Origin of the sequence: Saccharibacillus kuerlensis DSM 22868, from assembly GCF_000378145.1 — a bacterium.
Lineage (GTDB): Bacteria > Bacillota > Bacilli > Paenibacillales > Paenibacillaceae > Saccharibacillus > Saccharibacillus kuerlensis.
Genome location: NZ_KB899279.1, coordinates 157004 through 181656 on the forward strand (window position 1 = coordinate 157004; position 24653 = coordinate 181656).

The 24653-nt window shown below is 51.8% G+C and carries 18 protein-coding genes; 9 read left to right on the forward strand and 9 right to left on the reverse strand.

Annotated features, from left to right (window positions below; genetic code table 11):
* Positions 1-468, reverse strand: a complete 468-nt coding sequence (locus F456_RS0105520) for a cupin domain-containing protein (RefSeq protein ID WP_018976004.1) — start codon at positions 466-468, stop codon at positions 1-3.
* 146 nt (positions 469-614) lie between these two features.
* Here F456_RS0105520 and F456_RS0105525 point away from each other — a divergent pair, with 146 nt between their 5' ends.
* Positions 615-1538 (forward strand): hypothetical protein, encoded by a 924-nt coding sequence (locus F456_RS0105525; RefSeq protein ID WP_018976005.1) that lies wholly within the window; start codon positions 615-617, stop codon positions 1536-1538.
* A gap of 170 nt (positions 1539-1708) precedes the next feature.
* Complete coding sequence (locus F456_RS0105530) at positions 1709-1981, forward strand: NHLP leader peptide family RiPP precursor (protein ID WP_018976006.1); 273 nt, start codon at positions 1709-1711, stop codon at positions 1979-1981.
* Between the two features lie 71 nt (positions 1982-2052).
* Here the strand turns inward: F456_RS0105530 and F456_RS0105535 are convergent, their stop codons facing one another.
* From F456_RS0105535 to F456_RS0105545, 3 genes are all read right to left on the reverse strand, one after another.
* Positions 2053-3954 (reverse strand): sensor histidine kinase, encoded by a 1902-nt coding sequence (locus F456_RS0105535; protein WP_018976007.1) that lies wholly within the window; start codon positions 3952-3954, stop codon positions 2053-2055.
* 327 nt (positions 3955-4281) lie between these two features.
* Positions 4282-5091, reverse strand: a complete 810-nt coding sequence (gene pdxK / locus F456_RS0105540; RefSeq protein ID WP_018976008.1) for a pyridoxine/pyridoxal/pyridoxamine kinase — start codon at positions 5089-5091, stop codon at positions 4282-4284.
* Positions 5092-5300: 209 nt separating this feature from the next.
* The gene (locus tag F456_RS0105545) at positions 5301-6527 is read right to left on the reverse strand and encodes an MFS transporter (protein ID WP_040924989.1); all 1227 of its coding nucleotides are present in this window, start codon (positions 6525-6527) and stop codon (positions 5301-5303) included.
* Positions 6528-7001: 474 nt separating this feature from the next.
* Between F456_RS0105545 and F456_RS24225 the strand changes: the two genes are divergently transcribed.
* Together F456_RS24225 and F456_RS0105555 are read left to right on the forward strand one after the other, a co-directional pair.
* Entirely contained in the window at positions 7002-7580 is a 579-nt protein-coding gene (locus F456_RS24225) for a hypothetical protein (protein WP_018976010.1), read from the forward strand.
* A gap of 780 nt (positions 7581-8360) precedes the next feature.
* A complete protein-coding gene (locus tag F456_RS0105555; protein WP_018976011.1) occupies positions 8361-10538 on the forward strand; it encodes an endonuclease MutS2 in 2178 nt (725 codons plus the stop codon).
* A gap of 93 nt (positions 10539-10631) precedes the next feature.
* Here F456_RS0105555 and F456_RS21830 read toward each other — a convergent pair whose 3' ends face one another.
* Positions 10632-13652: a beta-mannosidase gene (locus F456_RS21830; RefSeq protein WP_018976012.1), complete on the reverse strand. Its 3021-nt coding sequence runs from the start codon at positions 13650-13652 to the stop codon at positions 10632-10634.
* 105 nt (positions 13653-13757) lie between these two features.
* Here F456_RS21830 and F456_RS0105565 point away from each other — a divergent pair, with 105 nt between their 5' ends.
* Positions 13758-14636 carry an ROK family protein gene (locus F456_RS0105565; protein ID WP_018976013.1) on the forward strand — a complete coding sequence of 293 codons (879 nt, stop codon included), beginning with the start codon at positions 13758-13760 and terminating at the stop codon, positions 14634-14636.
* A gap of 215 nt (positions 14637-14851) precedes the next feature.
* Here the strand turns inward: F456_RS0105565 and F456_RS0105570 are convergent, their stop codons facing one another.
* The 4 genes from F456_RS0105570 to F456_RS0105590 all read right to left on the reverse strand — a co-directional run bounded on the left by F456_RS0105570 (position 14852) and on the right by F456_RS0105590 (position 19546).
* Positions 14852-15391 carry a YkvA family protein gene (locus F456_RS0105570; protein ID WP_018976014.1) on the reverse strand — a complete coding sequence of 180 codons (540 nt, stop codon included), beginning with the start codon at positions 15389-15391 and terminating at the stop codon, positions 14852-14854.
* Positions 15392-15593: 202 nt separating this feature from the next.
* Positions 15594-16319, reverse strand: coding sequence for a M50 family metallopeptidase (locus F456_RS0105575; protein ID WP_026293674.1), 726 nt, complete (start codon positions 16317-16319; stop codon positions 15594-15596).
* 285 nt (positions 16320-16604) lie between these two features.
* A complete protein-coding gene (locus F456_RS0105585; RefSeq protein ID WP_018976017.1) occupies positions 16605-18794 on the reverse strand; it encodes a class I SAM-dependent methyltransferase in 2190 nt (729 codons plus the stop codon).
* 263 nt (positions 18795-19057) lie between these two features.
* Positions 19058-19546, reverse strand: a complete 489-nt coding sequence (locus F456_RS0105590) for a hypothetical protein (RefSeq protein ID WP_018976018.1) — start codon at positions 19544-19546, stop codon at positions 19058-19060.
* A gap of 420 nt (positions 19547-19966) precedes the next feature.
* On the opposite strand from F456_RS0105590, the gene F456_RS0105595 reads away from it, so the two are divergent.
* From F456_RS0105595 to nrdE, 4 genes are all read left to right on the forward strand, one after another.
* A complete protein-coding gene (locus F456_RS0105595; protein WP_018976019.1) occupies positions 19967-20602 on the forward strand; it encodes a hypothetical protein in 636 nt (211 codons plus the stop codon).
* A 150-nt stretch (positions 20603-20752) separates the two neighbouring features.
* Positions 20753-21361: a GNAT family N-acetyltransferase gene (locus F456_RS0105600; RefSeq protein ID WP_018976020.1), complete on the forward strand. Its 609-nt coding sequence runs from the start codon at positions 20753-20755 to the stop codon at positions 21359-21361.
* Positions 21362-21984: 623 nt separating this feature from the next.
* Positions 21985-22344 carry a class Ib ribonucleoside-diphosphate reductase assembly flavoprotein NrdI gene (gene nrdI, locus F456_RS0105605; RefSeq protein WP_018976021.1) on the forward strand — a complete coding sequence of 120 codons (360 nt, stop codon included), beginning with the start codon at positions 21985-21987 and terminating at the stop codon, positions 22342-22344.
* The gene (gene nrdE, locus F456_RS0105610) at positions 22331-24415 is read left to right on the forward strand and encodes a class 1b ribonucleoside-diphosphate reductase subunit alpha (RefSeq protein ID WP_018976022.1); all 2085 of its coding nucleotides are present in this window, start codon (positions 22331-22333) and stop codon (positions 24413-24415) included. Before nrdI ends, nrdE begins: the two co-directional genes overlap by 14 nt.
* Positions 24416-24653: the final 238 nt, after the last annotated feature.

A 24653-nucleotide genomic window follows, 5' to 3' on the forward strand; every position in this document is an offset into this window, starting at 1 on the left:
TTACTTCCGTTCAATCAACTTGAAGTCGTCGTAATGGAAGCCCGGCGCTACGATGCACGATACAAGCACCGGTTGGTCTCCGAGCGGACGTGCCTTCTGCCAGACTTTTCCCGGAACCAGTCCTTGGAAAGATTGTCCGTTCGCCGTATCCGGCCCGAGGATGATTTCTTCGCTTTCCACAGGCTCTTCTCCATCTCCGCCAAGCGTTAGAGCCAGCGGGCCGCCTGTATGCCACAGCCAGAGCTCATCCGAATGCACAACATGCCATTCCGAGAATTCACCCGGATGCAGCAGGAAATAAATCGAGCTTGCCGCAAAACGATCGCCCGTATAGAAGTCCGGAAGTACATTTTGCGGAATTTTAAACGAAGATTTCCACAACTCTTTATGCCATCCGCCTTCAATATGACGTTCAAGCCCCAATAGTTCGACCAGCGGGGAAAGGGATGTCGGTTGATTAGAACTCATGATTGCAATCTTCCTTCCTTCAATTAAAGATTTCTGATTCTCAGCATACTATAAGATGACGGTTTCAACCAAACGATTTTTGCGATTTCGCTCTGTCTTACGGGTATACTAAGACAGAGTCGAAAAGTTCCCGGGAGGCGAAATCGATGCAGCTATCAGTCGAAACAAGACGAGAAATGGAACGGGCATTCGAGACGTGCCGTCAGATGATTGCCGGCTTCCCTGCTCCGTTTGCAGAAGCTGGCGTTCGCTATCTGGATCGGTTTGATCCATCACGCAGCGGCGGACCAACCAATTATATCTGCTGCCTGCTTCCCTATTGGCTGCAGCAGGCGGCGGAAGCGTCGCTGGAACGATGCAGGGAAATTGCGGCAGCGAATGTATTCGGCATGCTGCATTTCCATCTTCAAGATGAACGAATGGATCGTTCAACAGGAATCGACCGTATTCATATCGCATTGTCCCAACTTTTGAGTGTAGAAATGAACGTACGCTATTCGGCATTGTTCGGTTCTTCCGAGGCTTTCCAGAGTGCGATGAGACTCTGCACATCGGAATGGGCTGTCGGCCTTGCCGTCGAAAAGGTAAACAATTCTTTCTTCGAACGTCCCCGAGATATTGCTGCACGTTCAGCTCCGCTGCTGCTGTGTCCGCTTGTCCTGCTCGAAGAGAACGAGAGGTTATGCTCCCGTGCACTCTATGCTGTACAGGAGACGCTCATTACACTGCAGATGGCTGACGATTGGACGGATTATGCCGAAGATTTGAAAGAAGGCAGCTATAACTGCTTGGTGGCCATGTATCGGCATAAATACGAACTGGCTGCCGATACAGCCGTCAGCCCCGAAGAGATTGAAACTGCCGTCTATACACAGGGAATGTTGACGGAATATGCAAAATTCGCCTCCCTTCGTCAATTGAAACTTGAACATTATCGGGAAGATTTCCCGGGTCTGGTCGGCTTCCATGCCGCATTGGCCGGCGATCTTGAACGCATTGCGTCCAGTATAGAAGCAGAAAAGCATATCCTTGCATTGGGCGGTCTTAACTATTGGCTGCTTGGTCGTTAGAATTTCTTACAATCATTTTTTATCTGTTGATAAGACGAAAGTCCTATGTTATAATTTTCGACAAAATCCCCTTTCTTTTCCTGCCAATATTTCCATGTCGTCTGTCTATCGCTCTGAAATCAACGGTATGGCACAGAATCACAAATCCGTATTCGAAAGGATGATTCAAGATGACAACGCTGACAGCAGAAGCTTTGAGTAAGATGCAGGTCATTCAGAAAGCATGGGAAGATCCGGAATTCAAAAAACGCCTCCTGGCCGACCCTAGGGCGGCGCTGCAAGCCGATTTCGGTATCGAACTGCCCGCTCATATCCACTTGACTGCGGTCGAAGAAACGATGCAGAGTTTCTACCTCGTTATTCCTCCGAATCCTTCGGCAATTATTCCTCAGGCCGATCGCATCACGATCGAGCCGGCAGCCATGTGGGGAACCGGGTCTTAAAACGGTACGACTACAGCTCTACTCTGGTATACGCAAAAAGCGGGAACCCCGCGGCGTCCGTACCGGACCTCTTATTCAGAGGCCTCCGGAAAACGAACCGTCGCTTCGGTTCCCGTTCCTTTTTTGCTGTCGAATTTTAACGTCCCCTGCATTGCTTCGATAATCCGGAAAGTGACCATGAGTCCCAGTCCCGTTCCTTTTGTCTTGTTCGAGAAGTACGGCTCTCCGAGCCGCTTCAGCTCCTCCGGTGCCATCCCTACTCCATTATCTTGGATACGGATCACAATCTCTCCATTTTCCTTGCAACCTTTAATTATGATTTTGCCTTCGTCCTGAAATGCCTCGATGCTATTTTTGATCATATTGATAAAAGCTTGTTTGAATTTCGATGAATTTCCCCTTACATACAAATCAGGATCGATATCAAGTGTGATTTGACCGTGATGAATACTGGCCAGCGGCGTCAGCACGCCTTCGATATGCCGGAATTCCTCTGCAATGGACAGCGTCTTTATACTTTCCGCTCCCGGTTTGGCAAAAGTCAGAAAGTCTGTAATAATGCCCGAAGCTCTGTCCAACTCATCTAATGCCATATTGATATAAGCTTTTTCCGAAGAGGCCGAACGCTCGCCCAGCAGCTGAAGGAATCCCCGAGTAACTTGGAGCGGATTTCGTACCTCGTGAGCAACGGAAGCCGCCAAGTCGCTAATAATCTCCATTTTTTCCGCACGCTGCAGTTCGTTGTTGAACATCTCGAGTTCTCTTGAGTACTGAAGCACCTGATTATGCGTCTCAACAAACCGTCGGCCCAACACTACGATCAGCGAGATAACGAAAACGACCATTCCCCACTTCCACCAATATAAATTGTACTGTTCCCTACTCGCATAGTAGCTGACCAATTCAAAAATTCCAATTCCCGCAAAAATGATCAATCCGGCATTAAAAATCAAGGCATCCTTGTTACGCTGCAGACTGTACAGGATCGAAGAGGCCAGCATCATGATCAATTCCACAATCATAAGAATACCGATAAAGGTTGTGGTCAAGAAATAATAAACGGAGAAATAGCGCTCGTCCGTAAAGACATTCCCGACCAACAGCAGCAGACAGAAATACGAGTAACCCAACTGAAATCGGCTTAAGTACAAGATAGAGTTTTTGTACCCGTTTCCGAAAATCGCTTGGAAAAAGTACAAGAAGGCGGGCAGCACCGCAAACAGTGCCATATCGAATATCCGCTGTAAAATACCTCCGTAGTCCGGATAGAGCGTAAATAAAAACGGAGAGTAAGAAACGACTAGCAGGCCGATCGACAGAATAACAAAGCTTAATGACAGCCATGATTTTAAATATCCTCGATTAAGAAAAACAGCACAGATCAGCATAACCAGACCGATTAGCGTAAATGCCCCACCGAGCATAATATCCAGCATATCTTGGGACAAATATACGCTAAGCAATTCGTAGAAGCTTCCGAAAGCGATATGCTGCACGATGCCTGCCCTCTCTTCCGCAACCTGCATCCGAATATAAATGGAGCCTCCGGCATCTTCGGCACGCAGCGGCAGCAGCAGTTCGTTCAGCGCATAGCGGTACTGCCGACGTGAGTCCAGCAGTTCCCGGTATTCGGTATATACGACAACTTCCCGCCCGTACGCTTTTTCGATTAGAACGGCGGGAATCGGCCAGTCAAGCTTCGGAATATCAATCTGTACCCAAGCCCAAACTGCATCCGCCGGTCTCGGAGGCGTTATCATACCCTGATCCATGACTACCCAGTCACTTGAATGAAGCACGCGTTCCGGCGGCGCTTCTATGGAATCAACTTTTGACGAATCCCAGAGAAATCGCCATTCTTCGACTTCGAATGCCCCGGCTGTACTCTGCTGCTTCGGGTATGCTTGTATGCACAAAAAAACGACAGCCAGCACTCCAATCAAAACAGCCAGCATTTTCGGTAAAGTTCTCATCCGTGCCCCCCTGAAGCCGCTTTGACATAAATTTCTGCTTGGCTCAACATTCGCCGCAGGCTTCGCGTTTCCCTGCCAATCTTCGTCCTGAAATCGGATTCCAGCCTGGTCGCTTCAACTTTCATCAAATACGCTGCTTATATTATTACGTTTGGCATTTTGTATTTCCTGGTTCGCTATGTATTCCCGATGTTCCAATAAACGCAAAATGGGCGACTTTAAACGCTCTATTCAAAAAAGACGAATTTCCTCAGCTTATGCTGTCGGAAATTCGTCTTTTTATGTTATGCATGGTTATGCGCAGGCCTGCAATTCCGTATTTCGCTATTAATCGCGATACAAACGTTGAGCGGCATGCAGCGTAGGTCCTACAAAAGAGTTGATTGGGAAGCCGTGGCGAATCGCAGTGGTTACAAATGCCTTGGCGTTTTGTACTGCTGTTCTGACGTTAGCTCCCTTGGCGAGTTCTGCAGTAATCGCCGCAGAGAACGTGCAGCCTGCACCGTGAATATAATTGGTTTCGATGCGCTCAGATTCGAGCAGCTCGAATTCCTGTCCATCATAAATCAGGTCGACGGCTTTCTCGTGCAGCAGCTTTCCTCCGCCCTTAATGACGACATGTTTGGCGCCGAGTGCATGGATCTTGACGGCGGCTTCTTTCATATCTTCAACCGTATGGATCGGCGCTGTCTTCGCAAGCTGGGAGGCTTCAAACAGATTTGGTGTTACAACTGTTGCTTTCGGTACCAGCTTTTCAAGAATCGCTTCGGCTGTATCCGGGTTCAGCACCTCGTTCTCGCCTTTGCAGATCATAACCGGATCAACGACAAAATGTTGAAGCGGCCGTTCTTCGATCTTGCGTGCTACCGCGTCAATGATTTCCACTGTGCTGAGCATGCCTGTCTTCGCTGAAGCCACGCCAATACCGTTCAACACGGTATCGAGCTGGCTCTCCAGCAGTTCGGCCGACATCGGTGTAACATTGTGACTCCACCGCTCCGGGTTCATCGTCACAATGCAGGTTAATGCGGTCATTCCATATACATTCAATTCCTGGAACGTCTTCAGGTCGGCCTGGATGCCTGCCCCTCCGCTCGTATCGGAACCAGCAATCGTCAAAACTTTAGGTATCGTCATTTCGCACACGCCTCCTGGATCTATTTAAGCCTATTGGATCAAGCTTATTGGATGACTTACATACAGTCGCTGCGGCGTATATCGCACCTGCAGCGGGCATTCGTTCTTGACGGCGCTTCCAACCGATTAACGGAATGCGGCGCAGCCTTCGGTAATGGTAAGACGAAGCGTCCATCTTGTCAACTGTCTGCGGCTGGGCGCATTTTCCCTTATTCCGGTTTGACGTCGACAGCAACTGTACGCCGAAACGGAACAGTCTGGTCAATCTTCTTGTAGTGGGCAATAAACGCGCAGATCAAGAGCGCAATCCCGTTGACAACGAAGATCCAATGAATCGGCATAAAAGCTCCGAGAATGCCGCCGATCAGAGGGCCAGCCATCGTGCCGATCTGTGTCGCCGACTGGCTCAGACCAAATGCACGGCCGCGGAATTCCGGATTGGTCACCTGAACGATCATGGCGTTAACAGCCGGGAATACGCCTGCAAAGAATAGACCGTAAACGAATCGCAGAATACCGAAACCTACATAACCCGTAACGAAAAACTGCAGCAGATTGCCGACAGCGCCGCCGATTAGACCGATCATCAATACTTTGCCGTAGCCGATCTTTCCGCCGATCCTGCCCCAGCGCGGCGCCATAATGACCGTAGCCACACCGACAGCCGAGAAAATAATGCCCGCGATCAACGAGGTCCGGTCGGACGAGACTCCCATCCCCTGCACATAGATGGTAAGCAGCGGCTCAAGAATCATGACCGAAAAATTGCTCATTGCCACAAGGCCCAGCAGCGCGAAGAACAATGGAATACCCGCCGCCTGCTTCAGGTCGTCCCGGATTCTGGAACGAACTTTGGGACGCTTGAATTCCTTCTCGTGCACCAAAAAGGTCGCAACGAGCGCCGAGATCAATACAACACCGCTCGAGAACAGAAAGGCACTTCGGTTATCGATTGTGAAACTAATCAAACCACCGAGAAGAGGCCCGATGATGGTACCTGAAGCGGTGGCCGTCGACATGACGCCAAGAGCATAGCCGCTTTTTTCTTCCGGTGTATTTGTGCCTACCAGCGCAATCGCTGCGGGAATAAAGCCGGCAAGCAGACCTTGAAGCAGTCGCAGTGTGACCAGTTGAATCGGGTCCTGCACAAAATAGTTAATGAAGTACAGCACGGCCAGACTGTAGCCGGAACGAACCAACATCGGCTTGCGCCCATATTTGTCCGCAAGCGATCCCCAGAAAGGCGAGATTAGCGCGCTCGACAGAAACGTAATGCCAAAAGCCAGTCCAGCCCAAATCGATAAGTATCTCTCCCCGACGCCAAGTTCGGTATGCATAAAAATCGGCAGAAAAGGAATTGAGATTGAATAAGCCATACTGCAAAAAAACACGCCGGCCCATAGTACGACCAGATTTTTCTTCCATGAAAACTCCATCGCCAGCACATCCCTTCGCTTCCAAAGCGGCAGTCTCTTTTTTCATATATTGTCCCCTGCTGCCCACCAGGAAACTTATCGGAAAAATTGCTTGTCGCTCTGCCAAATTCAACGCCTGCCTATATACGTGTGATACCTCCGTCGGCCCAATCGCACGCTGCAACACTCTGCTTCTTTTAACCTGTTTATTCTACTCCTGCCGGATCAAAACTTCCAATCGTTCATTGGACGTTTTGGAAGGTTCAAGCACCGTCTAAGCCCATTTAGCGCAGCAAGCTCGGAAAAACGCCCCTATATAAGAAATATTATGGTTATGCTCTCCTGCCATGTTTGTAAGCACCGCAAAATTTTCAATTTCTTTTTATTGATAAGCCGTCTCTTTTTACAAGCTTACAAGCTGGGCGATTCCGATGTTCTTCTTTCGGGTAAAGTTAGGCAAGAACGCATAACGAACAACAGAAGGAGAGGATAACGATGGTCTTTCAACCACCCAATGAATCCGATAGAGCTTATAAACGCTACGAGCTCTCCGAGGACGATCATACAAAAAGTGATATTCCTTCGGAAGAAATAGAATACGTTGACACTGTGCAGCAAGGAGCTCCGGAAATCGATCACGCCGTGACCGATCCTGAAGCTTACCCGAACCGTACGGAAGAAGATCCTGTCGTCAGCGAACCGCTGCTGGAGGACGTGGCGGACGCAGACGACCTGCATCCGGACAGCCCGATTGATCCTGCCTCTCCTGTGCAGGATGAACCTCACGGCACCGATCTGTTGAACGGAGCCGGCGGTGATGAAGGTCGTCGCGCACTGGCGGCCGAATCGGAAGATGCTGCACGTCCGCTAATCAGTGACGGCAACCGCGAGACCGAACGCAATACCGACCCGCAGGACGACCTGGTAACCGAACGCGACACCGACCCAGAGGGCGGAATGTTCCGCGAAGGCTCCTTCCCGGGTTCGCTTCCCGATGAAGTGCAGGAGAATCTGATTGACTCGGAGATGGACGCCGGCTACAAAGACGAAGTCCATACCGACGAAGACGCATAAGTTAGGCAGTTGAAACATACGCTGACGAGCATCAATAAGCTTGGCATTCTCGAAGTGTTCTACAGCCTTGTCTTAGTCTTGTATAAGGCTCAGAGCTTTTCGTTAACTTTGTTTTGCAAAAGGCGTACAGTTTCGCGATTCCGTAAGGGATTACGAACCGTACGCCTTTTGGCATTTCGGACTTGACTGGATATGCGGACGGTTTTATGATAAGGATAACTTTGAGTGAAAAGGGGAAATTTTGATGACGGGGTATGTTCTTAACTAATCAATTCCATAAGGGATAGCATTCACTAGAAGACGCGAAAATAATCGTCCAAACGGTTTTATTTGCGATGTCTAATTTGAAGCTGTCCGGAATTCAGTTAAGAACAGCGAATCATTTCTCCATAAACTTAAGGTAGGTTCAATCTATCCTTTTGAGTTCTATGGCCGCGCTGTTGCTGAAGCGCGGCCTTTTTGGCATTTGCTGCGCTGTGAAGCCGATGCAGGCAGCTGCACAGGGCTTCACGGCGCGGCAGATGTCTGCCGTGTGATAAGCGGCGGAAGGCGGCAGGATACTCGGGGAGCGGGCGTATTGGGTGTCCGTAGGCTGTGCGCAAGTACAGCTCATGAGGTGCGGGAAGCGCCGGAACCAAACCTTGGGAGACGGAAACAAGCTGATCTGAGGCTGTTCGGGAATCGGAATTTTCGATTTCGAACAGCCGACTGAATCGGCTTTTTTTCGTCTTTTTTCATTTTCCGGCTGTCTCTAATTCAATGAACAAGGAGAGATTTATCATGAACACACATTCAACGATTAATCCGCAAACCTTCGAACGCCTCGAATACAAGCGCGTCAAAACGGAACTGTCCGCCTACGCCGTTTCTTACCTCGGCAGGCGGCATATCGCTGCTCTGACTCCTTCCGCCGATGCCCGCATGCTGCGGCGCCGGTTGGACGAAACGGATGAAGCCGCCGGCGTACTTCGCCGCGGAGCCAGCATTCCTCTGCCGTCGCTGACCGGCATGGAACAGATTCTGGATCTGCTCGGCTCGGGTTACGTGTTCCAGGAACAGGACTTTATGCATCTGCATCAATTTCTGCACAGCTGTGCGCAGTTGATCGATTATATGCGCACCAAGGCTGATTGGGCACCGAATGCAGCCGCCTATGCTTCTGGCATGCACCGGCTCGAGCGGCTGCGCGAGGAGATCGAACGCTGCATCCGAAGCGGCCGCGTGCTGGACTCTGCCAGCCGCGAACTATCCAAAGTTCGCCGCCGCATGGCGACTGTTGAAGAACGTAGTTCCCGCCGCATGGCCGAACTGATGGCCAAGCATCGCTCTATTCTGCAGGAGAGCCTGGCTGTGCAGCGGGGCGGACGTTCAGCCATACCGGTTCGCAAAGAGTACCGGAAGCTGGTCAAAGGCAGCGTACTGGACGAGTCGTCCAGCGGTCAGACCGTCTATATCGAGCCGGAAGAGATCCGGCAGTTCCACGACGAATTGGAGCTGCTGCGCGCTGAAGAGGCCCGAGAAGAGACCAAGATTCTCAGCGAACTGACTGGCCTTGCCGAAGGATTTGGTCAAGAACTGCGTCTCAATGCAGAGCTGGTCGGCGAATACGACTTCCTGTTTGCCAAGGCGCGCTATGCGCTGGCCATAAATGCCGTCAACGTCAAGCTGAACGAGCACGGCCGGTTGACTCTGCGCGGTGCGCGCCATCCGTTGATGGGATCGAAGATGGTCCCGCTGAATTTCGAATTGGGCGGAAGATTCCGTATGCTGATCGTGACCGGTCCGAATACCGGCGGCAAGACACTGGCGCTTAAGACAGTAGGTTTACTTACCTTGATGGCCCAGTCGGGCCTGCTGGTTCCTGTTGAAGAAGGCTGTGAACTATCCGTCTTCACCGGTATTGAAGCCGATATCGGCGACGGACAGAGTATCGAGCAGGCGCTCAGTACCTTCTCGGCGCATATTCGCCGGGTCAAAGGCATTCTGGAAACGGCCAACCGCCGTACCCTCGTCTTGATCGACGAGATGGCTTCCGGTACCGATCCCGGCGAAGGCGTCGGATTGTCAATCGCCGTTCTGGAAGAGCTGCATCGGCGCGGCTCCTGCGTTGTGGTCACAACCCATTTTACCGAGATCAAGAATTTCGCTTCCGCAATGCCGGGCTGCGAGAACGCCCGTATGGAATTCGACGCCGAGACGCTTCAGCCGCTCTACCGGCTGACGATCGGCGAAGCCGGACGCAGCTATGCCTTCGCGATTGCGAAGAAACTCGGTATTCCGGATGCTATCACTCGGCGGGCAGAAGAGCTGACGCAAAAAGGAACGGACAGGACTGCAGTATTAATGGCAGAAAGATTGGCGGATGCACCGGATGGGGATGCGCTGAGCTCCGATGCTGCAGGGCCCGGTGCTGCAAAGTCCGGTGCAAATGGCTCCGATGCAGCAGGCACCGACACAGAGAAGTCCAACGCGTCTTGCTTTGATGCGATGGAATCCCCTACAGGCTCGCTCAATACGGCGGTGGTAGAAACCGCTGCAAGCTTACCCGACACGGCCGAAGACCTCTCACTGCTTCCAGGTGCTTCGCTTCGCCCTATTGATCCTCCCTCGTCCCCTTCTTCGCAAACGGAAGACGACGGGGAGGGCTCCGACAAACCCGCAGCCTTCCGAATCGGCGACAGCGTAAGTGTTCCCTATCTGGGCAAGACAGGCATCGTCTATTCCGAAGAAGACGGCATGGGCACAATCGGCGTACAGATTCAGGGCAAAAAGTTCCGGATCGCCCGAAAACGTCTGCAGCCGCATATTCCGCGCGAGTCGCTGTATCCGGAAGACTATGACCTCAGCATCGTGTTCGACTCCAAAGAAAACCGCAAGAAACGCCATAAAATGAAGCGCAGGCACATGGAAGGCGTAACGATTGAAATCTCTCCCGACGAATGGGGCGACAAAGTGTAAATCCCGTATAAATCGATGATCCAACCGTCAAAAACACGCTCCCACACATCTGTGGGAGCGTGTTTTGTCGTCCTTATTATTTTATCATTCTTATTATTGTGCCGTATCCTGTCTGCCACTTTCCACCGAGTTGATCGCGCTCACCCGCAATTTCTCCCGTACAAACTCAATTGGCAGCGGCGATCCGTCCAGCATATCCAGCTGCACTATCCGGCTCTCGCCGGGCAGCAGATCGAAAAAGTTGTCGCTGAAACACACCCGGCCCAGCGGCAGCTCAAGCTTCACCATACGGGCCAGCGAGCCGAAAGCCCGGATCGTGATCGCTATCGGACATGTCTGTGTCGTTATTTTCGCTATAGCTTCTGCAGCTTTCCACTCCAGTACGGTTTCGCCCAGCTTCAGTTCCCGCTGATCGCGAAGCATATAGATTTGTTCCGGCTGCTTAACTGAATCTGCCGGTTTCATCTCTTTGGATGCGGTTTCTGCTGTGTCCCTTTGCATCCCTTCGCTCCACTCTTCATACTCCCGCTCCCTGCCCTTGGCTGCTTCGTCGCGAACTTTGATCCAACGCAGCCGCACCGCCGTCTCCTCCGCCGAGCCGCCCTTCAGCGCTTCGATCTCGCTCACTTCTCCGAGCAGCGCCGGACCGTGTATCCCACCGTCCGAACGGAAGAGATATTCTCCGACCTTCTCACCGCCAAACCGCCACACTTCCATGACCGCTTCGACCTCTACCGCTTCCAGTCCATCGTTGACCGCCCAGATCCGCAGCGGCTCGCCGGGCTCATATTCGAGCGACAGCAGCAGCGGTGCGTAGAACTTTTTGGCATAGTAATACGAAGCTTTCGGCAGCAGTTCGTAATCGATCATCGACCAGCTTGTACCCGGCCAACTGTCGTTGAGCTGCCAGATCAGACTGCCTCCGCTGCGAGGGTTGCGCCGATAATGTTCCACGCCGTATCTCAGCCCTTCCGCCTGGGTGAGCATCGAGAAGTTCATGTACTCTTCGATGTCGCGCGGAATGCCGGTGTATCCTTCCATCAGCAGAATGCCTTTACGGTGATTGGTGTCTTTGTTGCGGTAGGCCATCTCTTCTCCGCCCCAGACCAGGCTGTCCTCCGGCATGTTTTTCTCCAAGGTGTAGCGGTTGGCCGAAGCATGCATGCCGAATTCACTGCTGAACAGCGCCATATCTTTCTTATAATTTTTGAACGTCACACCCTGTATGCTGTAGTCCAGAATCGGCGCTTCGCCGAATTCCCTCGGATAGACGGACCCGTGCCATACCTGCCAGTTATGCCGGTCGCCGGTTTCCGGATCGTTGTCGTCCTGCGTACCATCTCTGCCGTAAGGCGAAGAAGGCCAGTACGGACGATTCGGATCAAGCAGCTCCAGCACTTCCGGAATCAGCTCATGGTAGATGAGTTCGCCGTAGAAGTCGCTCCTAATATCTCCACTCGCACTCTTCATGTCGTACAGCCAGTCAATCTCATTATTGCCGCACCAAAGCGCAGGCGAGGGGCGCCCGCGCAGCCTTTTGACGTTGGCTTCAACTTCGGCGCGCACATTGTCCATAAAGTCGGCATTGAAGTCAGGGAACAGCGCATTAGCAAAAGCGAAATCCTGCCAGACCAATACGCCGCACCGATCGCATTCATCGTAGAAGATGTCTTTTTCATAAATTCCGCCGCCCCAGACTCTCAGCATATTCATCCTGCCTTCTGCCGAGAGAGCAATCAGTTCACGGTAACGCGAATCCGGAATTGCCCCGATCATGTTATCCGCGGGAATCCAGTTGGCGCCCCGTGCATAGACCGGTTTATTGTTCAGGAAAAAGCGAAACGCCGCGCGGCCCTCTTCGTCTTTCGTCCGCAGTTCGATTGTACGCACGCCGACTGCCTGGACTGCCGTGTCAATCAGCTCGTCTCCCGCATACAGTTCGGTCGTCAGCGTATACAGATGCGGCTTCCCCAGATCGTGCGTCCACCACAGTTTCGGATTGGGCAGCACGGCTGCAGTTCGGAACGAAGCTGTGCGCCGCAGCACGGAGCGTCGGCCCGGTGTGATCGGGCTGGCGGAAGGATTTAGGCTCCGACGGCCGCTGCTTCTAATCCCCTTTTCTATCTTGCTTTTAGTTTCGGCTTTCGCTGAACTCGAACCCGGTATGCGTTCCAAAGCTGCACCGTCTTCCACATACCTCATGTTTTCCTCAATTCCCGTTCCGCACCCTGTTCTCTCTTCCTCTACTTCCGCTTCGTATACACGGCGCCCGTTCTCGTCCGTAAGCATCAGCTTAAGCTTCAGCGTCACATCCGGCATCCCTCGATAGGTTAGAATATCCGCCGATATCGCAAGCTGTGCTCCTTGATCGTCGATCAACAGCGTCTGAGCGAATACGCTTTCGATTTTGGCATACACATGCCGCTTCAGACTTACGCCTCCCCAGATCCCGACCGTGACCAGACGAGGCCCCCAGTCCCAGCCGAAATTCATAGCCGCTTTGCGCAGCCATGGCCGCTCTTTCGTGTATGAGGACCAATCGAATCGTTCTTTGTCCTTCTGATGCGGAAGCAGCGGATCGAAACGAACGGCAATCATGTTCCAACCGGAGCGGATCACTCTGCTCACATCGAACGTATGCGGCATCAGCATATTGCGCGACGTGCCGATTTCATGTCCATTGACGAAAATCGCTGCGAATGTATCCAGCCCTTCGAATGTCAGCTCAAAACGCTCGCCCTGTTCCCCAGTCAGCTCTCCACTATACTCGAACCCACGGCGGTACCACCATTCACGTTCCTCAATCCAGCGGCTTTTGAGATCGTTATGTCCAAAATACGGAGGATCGATAATCCGGCGTTCCGTCAGCGCACTGTGCACATCACCCGGTACGCTGGCCGTCATCCAATAGCGGTCGTCCAGCATGGGCGCCGCATTTTCCTGCGAAGAGATTGTTCCCGGAGCAAAATCTTTGATTCGCCAGCTTCCGTTGAGTTCGATAACTTTGGTAACGTTTCTGTCTACATGAGCATTTCTGTCTGCATGAACGTTTCTGTTTACACCATCGTTTCGATTTACGTAATCATTTCTATCCAGATCATCATTTCTATTCATTCTCTCACCCCTCCCTTAGATAACGCTTTCAATATTCCATTTTAAAATAGCATATCGCTGGGAATGGGTACAAATATAAGAGATCGTCCATAAGGAGGAACATTAATGATCATTGGAGCAATTGAAGCGGGCGGAACGAAATTCGTCTGCGGGATCGGCAGTGAAAACGGGGAAATTCTGGACCGGATCAGCTTCCCTACGCAGGAACCGGAGGAAACGACAGCACGTGCCGCCGCCTACTTCGCAGATAAAAATATCGAAGCACTGGGTGTCGGCTCATTCGGCCCGCTTGATCTTGATCCACAGAGTCCGACCTACGGTCACGTCACGACGACACCAAAGCCGGGCTGGGCCAATTACGACCTGCTCGGACATTTGAAAAAGACGCTGAACGTTCCGGCCGGTTTCGATACCGACGTCAATGCGGCGGCGTTCGGCGAAGCGCGCTGGGGAGCGGCTCAAGGCTTGGACAGTTGTATCTATTATACGGTGGGCACTGGCATTGGGGTTGGCGTGTACACCGGCGGACAGTTGGTGCACGGCCTCGTGCATCCCGAAGGCGGGCACGTCCTGATGCGACGCCATCAGGACGATAAATTCGAAGGCGCATGCCCTTATCACGGCGACTGCCTGGAAGGCATGGCCGCCGGTCCGGCGATTGCCAAACGCTGGGGCCAAGGTGGCGACAGCCTGCCGGAAGATCACCCGGCTTGGGAGATGGAAGCCCATTATCTGGCCGAAGCGATTACGAGCGCCATCCTGCTGCTGTCGCCGAAGAAAGTTATTCTCGGCGGAGGCGTTATGCACCAGAATCAGCTGTTCCCGCTGATCCGAGAGAAAGTGTTCCGGAATCTGAACGGTTACGTTGCCTCTTCTGTTCTGGACGATCTGGATAGCTATATCGTACCGCCGGGACTCGGCGATAACGCCGGTCTTGCCGGATCGCTCGCGCTGGGAATACAAGCTCTAACCGATAAAACATAGAAAAAGACGGCTCAGACCGTCTTTTTCTATGCCTACAACACTCTTTATCATTTCACTGATTCCAAGGGAGTCAAGATGCTTTCTTCCAAAGTAATATCGGGTGCTTGTGCAGCAATGGTGAAATAAGTTGGCCAAAAATTCTCCTTCTCACAAAAAAGAACCGACTGTGTCGGTTCTTCAAGCTTTTTACACTCATTTTTCTTCTCTCTCAAATCCTATTTCGTCAGCTTTGCTTCTACTTCGCCCAAGCCCAGCGTCGCACTCTCTCCGAACCAAGCCACCAGCTTGGCCCGGGCTTTGCCGCGCGATTCGTCGTCGATATATTTGGCTACGACGGCGATCGCCGCCAGCAGCGTACCGAAGTCGTCCGTATAGCCGACAACCGGGAGGAAATCGGGAATTAGATCAATCGGCGAAATAAAGTATGCCAGCGCGCCAATAACGACAGATTTCGCCCACGGCGGGACGTCTGCGTCTTTCAGCGTGTAGAACAGCAGCAGCGCCGCGTATACGACTTTGACACCCGCTTTTTTGCCGAATCGCTTGATCTTGTCCCAGAACGATTTGTCCGAGTACTCCTTGCCGTAACCTTTGATGCGTTCGTTCAGCTCTTCCGCATTTTTCGGCTCGGCTGCCGCTGCGGATGCCGCTCCCGGCTCTGCATTCTGCCCACTATCGCGGCCCTGCACACCTTTGCCCAGTTTGTCTCTTCCGTAATCGGCTGCACGGTTGAGCCAGCTTTTTTTGTCCTCCATCTTTGCCTACCTCCTTATCCTTTTTTCGCTCAAGTAAATGTTTTATACCCCAAGGTGCGCTTCTCAGACGCTCCCTACCCCATCATGGGCAGACAGGCAAAACGTTCATCAATCATTTGGATCGTTTGGATTATTTGGATCGGTTAAATCGTTTGGCGATACATTGCTCTGATACTTTTATCTCAACTCCGACTCTAGCGCGCTATACCCGTATCTTTTTCGCCCGGCGCGATCCACTGTTCGAATGACGGCCCGCCGAGCGGCTCTCCCGACTTTTGGCAAACAGCCGGAGTGCCCAGCTGGCACACAGCAGCGAGAACGCCACGAACAGAATCGACCAGCCGATCGCCGGTACGAAAGTAGTCTGCGCCAGCAGCGCCGCATCCCCGGCTGACCTCGGAGACGTTACCGACAGCCATGCCAGGTACAGCGAGCTGAAGATCGACTCTTCCAGCGTCAGGAAACACAGCAGCAAATAATAGAAATTGCACAGCGGCTCCCAGGCAGCAAAATACATCACCGCATTCAGCGCGATAAATCCGATCAGCCAGATCAAGCCGAATCCTTGATGCACGTACATGATTAGCATGATCAGCGCCACAGCCGTCATAATGATTAGTCCCTGCTTCTGCTGACGTTTGTAATATCCGTAGAACAGCAGTACCGCGAACAGCGAAGCGGACGTATATCCGGCCAACGAGACCAGAATGGAGCTCCAGGTCGAATAGGTCGTAACGTAAGTTACTCCGCTGTGGTTGGCGTTCAAATCAATGCCCGATACCTGACCCGATGTAGCGAGCGCCACGACCGCATGGCCGAATTCGTGGATCATTGTGTTCAGATTGCGAAACAGCGATGAAAAAGGAATCAAACGCGTCAGAATCGCCGCTATCAGCAGATAAAGCGCCATTTTTGCCCATTTTGGCATAAGTGAACCTCCTTAAACTGATCGCAGACTTTCATTTGTCCGAAAATCCGCTTAATTACTCTTCCATCTAACCAATCTTCCATATTCATCGCTCTGCACGCTGCACGTTTCCGAACGGCGCATTCCTTTGAACATATGTCCCTGTCTTTGGTCTCAGTCTGAATCTCGATCTGCGTCTCCATCTGAATCTCCGTCTACGCCTATGGTTACCCGTTACTTACGGCTTGCAGGGCCGGAGGTTGCATCCAGAAACGCTATTGTCCCGAATTTCGGTAAAAAGAACGCTTATACGCTCCCCGTCTTCTCGATCACGATTATGCATGTGCTGTGCGGCAGCGGAATCTCTTTCCCTGCATCGTCCATGACCCGCACCTTCCCCTGCAGCGCAAGTGTGTATCCCGGCTGCAGGAAGGATCGGCTGAATAAGATCTTCACCTGTTCCCCGAACAATTCCCCGATACAGGCTTCGTACTCAGGCAGCGTCATATACCCGAACTGCTCCTGCACTTCGTGTACGTATGCTTCTTCGCCCCAAGTGTACGTGTACAGAAATTCCATTGCATCGTTAACCGGCATCCGCACCTCGCTGGGGCCCAACTGCTCGTAAGCAATCTTTCGTCCCGCGAAGTCGTCGGCATAACGTTCCAGCCAGCGCAGGTCTTCCGGATCGGTGAAGATTAGACGGCGCATCTGCTCCCTCGGCTCGGTCATGATACCGTCCCGGATCAGGATGCGGCCTCCGGCGGGAATCAATTCGAACGCGCTTCGCAGCGCCGCCCGCACCGTGTCGAGATTGAACTTTCTGCCGTTAAACGGAATATAGGAATACAGCTCGTGCAAAATGGAAGAGAAAATGACCGTATCGATACTGCCTGAAGGAATCGTATCGGACAAATGAAGCGCATCACCTTTCAGCACCCACCATGTACGACCTTCCAACCGTTTACGCCGCTCCAGCGCCTCAATCACATTTTCGCTGATATCGACTCCGATAACTTCCTTGTCCGGCAGTTCCTGTTCGATCAGATCCAGCATTACCCCGCCGCCCGGACCGATATCAAGTACACGCGATCCGACAATGAAAGGCAGCAGAATCTTTTTGTCGTCCGCCGAACCGTTCATCGTCTCTAAATAATCATCTTCGTTGTGAAACCGGTCGTACGCGTCGCGCCGCAGATCGAACAGATCCATCAGCATGAGCACGGCCCGTTCGTACAGCGGCGATTTCTCGGCTTCGACGCAGAAATCGATCAGCTTCTCCGCCGCTGGAGAAAAGAGGAAGCTGAAGAAACACGTATCGTTATTGCTCTTCTCCCTCGTTGTTCGGTGACGAAGATGGGGGCTGCCGATATGACTTCCGCCTTGAAGCGCCGATGCCCAATCCAGCTCGCGCAAATATTTTTCGATAATTCGCTTCTTGTACAGATTGATCTTCTTGACGCCCTTGTAGTCGTAGTACAGTCCGTGCATCAGACGCTCAAAGCTGATATGGCGGGCTCCCTGACCTTCTTCTGCGCCCTGCAGCGCCAGCAGCATTACCTTGACGAACTCCTCCAGCGAAAATTCGCTCAGCGCCGCCTCTACGTACCACAGCGTTTTGTCTTCCAGACGAGCGAAAGCTTCCTGCAATCCACCTTGAGCGCCTGCGGCTTTGAGCCGTTCTTCCATCGTCTCCAGTTCGCTGTCGAAATCTTCGCCGCGCCGAATCGAATCCGCCCGCAGCCTGCGCAATCGAGCAGTCAATCCATCGTCTTTTGGTACCGTTCCGAGCGAGATATGCAGTACGCAGTGTTCAAGATCGGGCTCGACCGACTGCCATAATTCTTCGGATACGGCGCCGATGACGCAGCGGTTCAGTGCCATAAGCAGCCGGGCCAGCTCGGTTTCGGTCAGCAGTCCTTCGTCGACCGGTCCGCGCAGCGGCAGATTGGCCGCGAATGGCACTTCACCGCGCAAATACTGCCCGAGCAAACCGTGCGTACGAATCAGCAGCGCAGTCAGACGCTCGCGGTCACCCATGCCTCCCTGTGACTTGGCCAAATACAGGTCCGCCGATCCTTCGTTATGTACAAATACGTTAATCCCTTGACGCTGCCAGCCGATCCGGTCCAGCCGGGTTCCACCCTTCGCCGTTTCGCTCCAGGCCAGCACTTCTTCCAGCAGCTCCTTCATCCAGAATGACAGATGCAGGCTGTGTAAAATATCGAGACTGCGTTCTACATAGGCCAATACCGGATTCAGCTGCTCCAGCTCGCCGATCGATCCGATTCGCTCGTAATTGACGATGTATTCTTCCGCGGATGCCAGAATTTGCAGCCAGATCGGCAGTTCTCCGTCCCCAAGTCCGGAAAAGTCTTCACCGTCTTCCTCGCCTGCCATATAAGCACGTATTTCTTCAAGGGCGCTGCCCATAACGTTCACTCCTCTGCATGTCTCTTTTTCGCTGCGTTCGGTACGTCTGCGCATACCGCCCATTTCTGCGCTTTCTCATTTCGCGGTATCCGGTAAATAGTCCTCTATATGATACCCTAAAATATCGGACAGAAAAATGTGGGCATAGGTGAAAGGAGCTTCAAACAATGTGCGTCTTAAAAGGATAAATGGAAGGACAACATAAAGAAGCGCAAGGAATAAGATCGTTCTCCCTGTGCGCTTCTTCTTTCATCCAATAGCTCTCAATATTCTTAGACGAAACCGACAGCTCAGCGACTTTGCAGCTTACGAAGCCAAAACTCTCGTTATTCCGTTTCCCCGCCCTGTCTCGCTGCCATCTCCACATACTCTTTCATCGCGCGCAGGCTGTCCACCGGTGTGAACCATCCGTTTTCGCCTTCGTTAAAGCGTACGCCGTAGAGTCCCGACTGGCCGATTTCCTCCAGCCAAGCGATCATCGCTTCCACCTTCATCTTGGCGATCAGGACATTGCCTCCGCCTGTGACCAGATTGTTGTTGCGGCCGAATACCTGAGCATGCATAGGGTCCGTAAACAAGAAAGCCCAACCGTGTCCGTCTACGTTGCCGAAGAAAGGCTCCGGCTGCTGTGGGTTGTCACTCGGCTTCATCAAGATCAGCCAGCTGTCCAGCTTGAATGCTTCTGTCCAGATCAACGTCTGTCCTTCCGAAAACTGCATCTCTCTCGCCTGCTCTACCGTTACGTCGAAATGCGCGGCGAGCTCGGCGGCTTCGCGCACCTGCTGCTGTTGCTGCTGATTTTGTTCTTGAGTCATGAATAAAACGCTCCTCTCGATCTTGCCCGGCACTGCCTTACCCTATGGGGTGCCCGGCAATCGGTATAAATAAATACTCTCTATCATTGTACCCAATCAGAAGGTCAAGTGTGTAAATTTCATTTTTTCTTCTATTAATAATAGTTAGCGTTTGAGATAAGCATGCAAAGACGGCTCAGACAGATTGATTTCGCCTTGCAAGAGTTTAATGAAAAATGCTGTAAAATGCAGCTTTGCTGCGTCTGTCTATTCAGCTCGTTTGCACAGAGGGTCCTTTTTGGGTAACAATACATAGTAAGCTTTTTTCGGGGTCTTCCCGTAAGCCCGGCCTATCGGCTGTGTTCCGTATTTTGGAGCTGCCGCCGGTCAAGTAACTTTTGAGACTTTTCAACGTATAACTATTCGGAGGTGTTTAACTGTATGACTAAAATGAAATCTTTATCCGCTCTTGCTTTGACGCTGATGCTAACTGGCGTACTGGCTGCATGCGGAAACGACCAAGCTGCTTCACCTGCAGCAAACGATGCTCAAACCAACGCCGAACAATCGATCGAGGAAATCCCGGCAGCAGAAGATAACGACGCTCATCCGACCAGCGAAGTCGACATTGAGATCGACGAGGAGGCTGCCGCGGAAGGCTCTGATGCCAGCACGGCTACAGAAAGCACGGATCTGAACACCATGACCGGCGATCCCGATCCGGCTGACAACGGAAGCGGTTCGACCGATTCCAGCGCTGCGAATTCGGGTTCGACAAATAATACTTCTACAGGCAGCACGAACTCCGGCGAAACCGCAGGTTCAACCGGTACTACGGATAGCCCTGCAGCGGCAGCCGAGCAAACTGGCGAAGGCACTTACTCGGGACTGGCGGACAATCATACCGCCGAAATCGAAGTAAATGGTCAACCTGTCTCGTACCAGCTGTCCGAAGAAGCTCAGGCACAAATCGGAAAAATTCCGACAGATGCCGACGTTTCCTTCACTTATACGGAGGAGAAGTTTGACGCTGAGACAACTGTAATGACGATTACCGACATCAAAGCTGCCGAATAATCGACATTCCCTCCCCTCCATTTCGGTTTCTTACCGGATGGAGGGTTTTTTCATTTTCCATCAACGAGTATTTTATTAAACCAAATTGTTCGGCAGTCGAATTCTTCACCAAAATGAAGCAGCAGCTTTGTCTGCGACTGGAGGGTATGGATGAACATGAAATCGGATCAAGAACTGCGTATCCGTCCGGCCATGCCGGAAGACTCTCAAGCAGTCTCACTGCTCATGTATGATGCGATCGGAGATATTGCGCATACTATCGCAGGCACAACCGATATGCCCGATACGATGGACGTTCTGGAGCAATTGTTTCAGCAGCCTGGCTGTCGATTGAGCTATACAAACGGATTGGTCTGCGAAGCTGAGAACGGCGATATTGCCGGATTTATGCTGAGCTATTCCGGCGATGAAGCCCAATCGCTGGACGAGCTGCTGATACGGCGTCTCCAAGATCTCGGCCTGCAGACATCTGGGCTGGTTCCTGAAGCCCGACCAGGCGAATACTATTTGGATTCACTGGCAGTCAGCGGTGCCTACCGCGGAGCCGGCATCGGGACTCGCCTGATTGAAGCGTTCGAGCAGCGAGCTGCCGAACTCGGCTGGACGAGAGCCTTGCTGCTTGTCGACCGCACCAACCTGAGAGCCAGAGCGTTATACGAGCGTCTGGGCTACCGCGAAGACGGCTTCGTGGAATTGAGCGGCCATCCATACGACCGGATGACAAAAAGGGTCGGGACAAATACCGGGAGTCCAATGTAAAGAACCCAGTATCCGTCCATATTCACATCGAATCGATCTTCAGCCGTTTTTCCGAACTTGTCTGCAGCCGCCATCGTATCTGGGCAGCTAAGATGCAATCGGAAAAACGGCTTTTTTTGCAATTCAGCCATCATTTCGGCATTCTCTACATCTTGATTAGCTATCCCCATTATCCACGCCATCCACAGCCGTATATCCCATCGTTATCCCCGTCATCCACAGCTTTTCAGTCGTTTTTTTTGCCAAAATTCAGCCCTTTCTTTCGTACCTTTCCCGTACATCTAACTTTTTTTCACCTTAGTTCAAAAATTTTATTTGCACTTCTTTACACCTTCCATGCTCTTTTCCAATCTTGTCCGCTGCTTGTTCCGCACCGTTAAGCCATTCTCCGAAAAAACCCCTACCATTTTCTCGCGTCAATTCCCGTTTACAGAAGCTTGCACGGCAAAACCTCTCTTTTTCCTCAAATTGCTCGCTTTTTCGCGTCCGCTGTCAATTTGATCGCTTTTATTTTTAAAATTTTCTGCTTTGACAATCCCCATATATGGTTATAGAATGATTAACATTGACTCACTTAAAACTATATATAGTTTTAAGTCGGTATCGAAAGGATGTCGGTGCAGATGGTGATCGCTTACGATTCCAAGACAGGAAACGTACGGAGATTTATCGAAAAATTGGAACTGCCTGCAGTTCAGATCGACGAGCAGATGAAGCTGGACGAGCCTTTCATCCTTGTCACTTACACGACAGGGTTCGGCCAGGTGCCGGACAAAGTCAAACTTTTCTTGCAAAAAAATGGAAATCAGCTGCGCGGCGTGTCCGCCAGCGGTAATCGCAACTGGGGACATTCCTTCGCCAAAAGCGCAGATAGCATCTCCCAGACTTACGGCGTGCCAGTGCTCTGCAAATTCGAATTATCCGGAACTCATAAAGATATCCAACACTTCAAAGAGGAGCTGAACACCCTTGCGGCATATTGAACTGAACAACCAACTGATGCTGAGAAACGCCGACGGATTTTTCCGCCTAGAGAAAGATAAAGAAGCGGTAGCTGCATTTATGGAGGAAGTCGCTCAGCGCAGCCTGACTTTCCCGGACTTCGGCAGCCAAGTCGATTATATGATCGAGAATGATTACTACGAGAACGTATATGCGAATTATACCCGTGAGGAAGTTATATCGGTGTTTGAGACATCGCATAACGTTCCGTTCGAATTCGCTTCGTACATGGCCGCTTCCAAGTTCTACACGGACTACGCAATGAGAAGCAACGACAAGGCTGTCTACCTGGAGCAGTATGCTGACCGTGCCGCAATCGTGGCTTTGCACTTGGGCGGTGGCAATGTGGAAACGGCAAAAGCGCTCGTAACAGCCATTATGGAACAGCGCGTTCAGCCGGCAACTCCAACATTCCTGAACGCAGGCAAGAGCCGCCGCGGCGAGCTTGTCTCCTGCTTCCTGCTGGAAATGGACGATGCGCTTAACTCCATCAACTACGTGCTCTCCACCTGCATGCAGCTGTCGAAGATCGGCGGCGGCGTAGCGGTCAACCTGTCTAAGCTGCGCGGACGCGGCGAGCCGATCAAAGGCGTAGAAGGCGCGGCCAAAGGCGTGATGCCGGTATTGAAGCTGATGGAAGATGCATTCTCCTATGCGGACCAAATGGGACAGCGTAAAGGTTCCGGAGCCGCTTACTACAACATTTTCGGCTGGGACGTACTTGAATTCCTGGACAGCAAAAAGATTAACGCCGACGAGAAATCGCGCCTCAAAACGCTGTCGATCGGTCTGATCATCCCGAACCGCTTCTACAAGCTGGCGGAAGAAAACAAACCTCTCGTTGTATTCGGTCCTTACTCCGTCTACAAAGAATACGGCAAACATCTCGACGATCTCGATATCGACGAAATGTACGACGAACTGCTCGCCAACGACAAGGTCAAGAAAAAGACTATAATGAGTGCCCGCGATATGCTGGTGAAGATCGCCATGATCCAGCTCGAGTCCGGTTACCCGTATATCATGAATAAGACCAATGCCAACCAGAATCACGCGCTGAAAGATCTGGGTATGGTCAAAATGTCCAACCTGTGTACAGAGATCTACCAGCTGCAGGAAACGTCGACAATCGGCGACTATGGACAAGAGAACGATATCCGCCGCGACATTAGCTGCAATCTGGCTTCGCTGAATATCGCTAATGTCATGGATCTGGGCAAAATCCGTGAATCCGTGCATGAAGCAATGCTGGGCCTCACTGCTGTCAGCGACATGACCGAAGTACAGAATGCTCCGGGTGTTGCCAAAGCAAACCGCGAGATGCACTCTGTCGGCCTTGGCGCAATGAACCTGCACGGCTACCTGGCGAAGAACAAGATTGCCTATGAGAGCGACGAAGCGATCGATTTCGCCCGCACGTTCTTCATGATGATGAACTACTATTCGATCGAGAAAAGCATGGAGATCGCAAGAGACCGCGGCGTAACGTTCGCAGGCTTCGAGCAGTCCGAGTACGCGAAAGGTACATACTTCGACAAGTACGTACAGACCGACTATAGCCCTCGCACGGATAAGATCAAAGCATTGTTCGGCGATATGCATATTCCGACAACTGCCGACTGGAATCATCTTCGCACGCTGGTTCAGGCCAACGGCCTCTACCATGCGTATCGTCTGGCAATTGCTCCGACGCAGAGTATCTCGTATATCCAGAACTCCACGTCGAGCGTTATGCCGATCGTTGATGCAATCGAGACGCGTACTTACGCGAACTCGACAACGTACTATCCGATGCCGTACCTGTCGCAGGAGAACTTCTTCTACTACAAATCGGCTTACCAGATGAACCAGTTCAAAGTCATCGATCTGATCTCCGAAATTCAGGAGCATATCGACCAAGGAATCTCCGCGATCCTGCACGTAAACAGCAACGTGACGACTCGCGATCTGGCCCGTTATTATCTGTATGCCGCGCGCAAAGGCCTGAAAGCTCTCTATTACACGCGTACGAATCACTTGAGCGTGGAAGAGTGCATCAGCTGCGCCATCTAAGTTTAAGAAACTTGTGCATCAGGAGCTTGCCTATCACTGCTTGAACTTGAATTTTCCGAGTACCGTTCGAACGATAATGTGAACCTGCGGGGCGCCTTTTTCACGATCCGGATTGCCGGTCTGACCAAAACGCCCCGCTTTACTTTTGCAAATTTATAGCCCATAATAAGTAACTTGTGTGTCGTTCCTATGTGAGCGACCGTTACTTGCGGCTTATTTCATCCAACATTGCCCACAA

Coding starts and splice junctions, on each gene's coding strand:
- F456_RS0105600 (WP_018976020.1), top strand. CDS start 20,753: ATGAACATGAAATCGGATCAAGAACTGCGTATCCGTCCGGCCATGCCG.
- pdxK (WP_018976008.1), bottom strand. CDS start 5,091: ATGACGATACCTAAAGTTTTGACGATTGCTGGTTCCGATACGAGCGGA.
- F456_RS21830 (WP_018976012.1), bottom strand. CDS start 13,652: ATGAATAGAAATGATGATCTGGATAGAAATGATTACGTAAATCGAAAC.
- F456_RS0105575 (WP_026293674.1), bottom strand. CDS start 16,319: ATGCCAAAATGGGCAAAAATGGCGCTTTATCTGCTGATAGCGGCGATT.
- F456_RS0105565 (WP_018976013.1), top strand. CDS start 13,758: ATGATCATTGGAGCAATTGAAGCGGGCGGAACGAAATTCGTCTGCGGG.
- F456_RS0105535 (WP_018976007.1), bottom strand. CDS start 3,954: ATGAGAACTTTACCGAAAATGCTGGCTGTTTTGATTGGAGTGCTGGCT.
- F456_RS24225 (WP_018976010.1), top strand. CDS start 7,002: ATGGTCTTTCAACCACCCAATGAATCCGATAGAGCTTATAAACGCTAC.
- nrdI (WP_018976021.1), top strand. CDS start 21,985: ATGGTGATCGCTTACGATTCCAAGACAGGAAACGTACGGAGATTTATC.
- F456_RS0105520 (WP_018976004.1), bottom strand. CDS start 468: ATGAGTTCTAATCAACCGACATCCCTTTCCCCGCTGGTCGAACTATTG.
- F456_RS0105570 (WP_018976014.1), bottom strand. CDS start 15,391: ATGGAGGACAAAAAAAGCTGGCTCAACCGTGCAGCCGATTACGGAAGA.
- F456_RS0105555 (WP_018976011.1), top strand. CDS start 8,361: ATGAACACACATTCAACGATTAATCCGCAAACCTTCGAACGCCTCGAA.
- F456_RS0105590 (WP_018976018.1), bottom strand. CDS start 19,546: ATGACTCAAGAACAAAATCAGCAGCAACAGCAGCAGGTGCGCGAAGCC.
- F456_RS0105545 (WP_040924989.1), bottom strand. CDS start 6,527: ATGGAGTTTTCATGGAAGAAAAATCTGGTCGTACTATGGGCCGGCGTG.
- F456_RS0105530 (WP_018976006.1), top strand. CDS start 1,709: ATGACAACGCTGACAGCAGAAGCTTTGAGTAAGATGCAGGTCATTCAG.
- F456_RS0105585 (WP_018976017.1), bottom strand. CDS start 18,794: ATGGGCGGTATGCGCAGACGTACCGAACGCAGCGAAAAAGAGACATGC.
- F456_RS0105525 (WP_018976005.1), top strand. CDS start 615: ATGCAGCTATCAGTCGAAACAAGACGAGAAATGGAACGGGCATTCGAG.
- F456_RS0105595 (WP_018976019.1), top strand. CDS start 19,967: ATGACTAAAATGAAATCTTTATCCGCTCTTGCTTTGACGCTGATGCTA.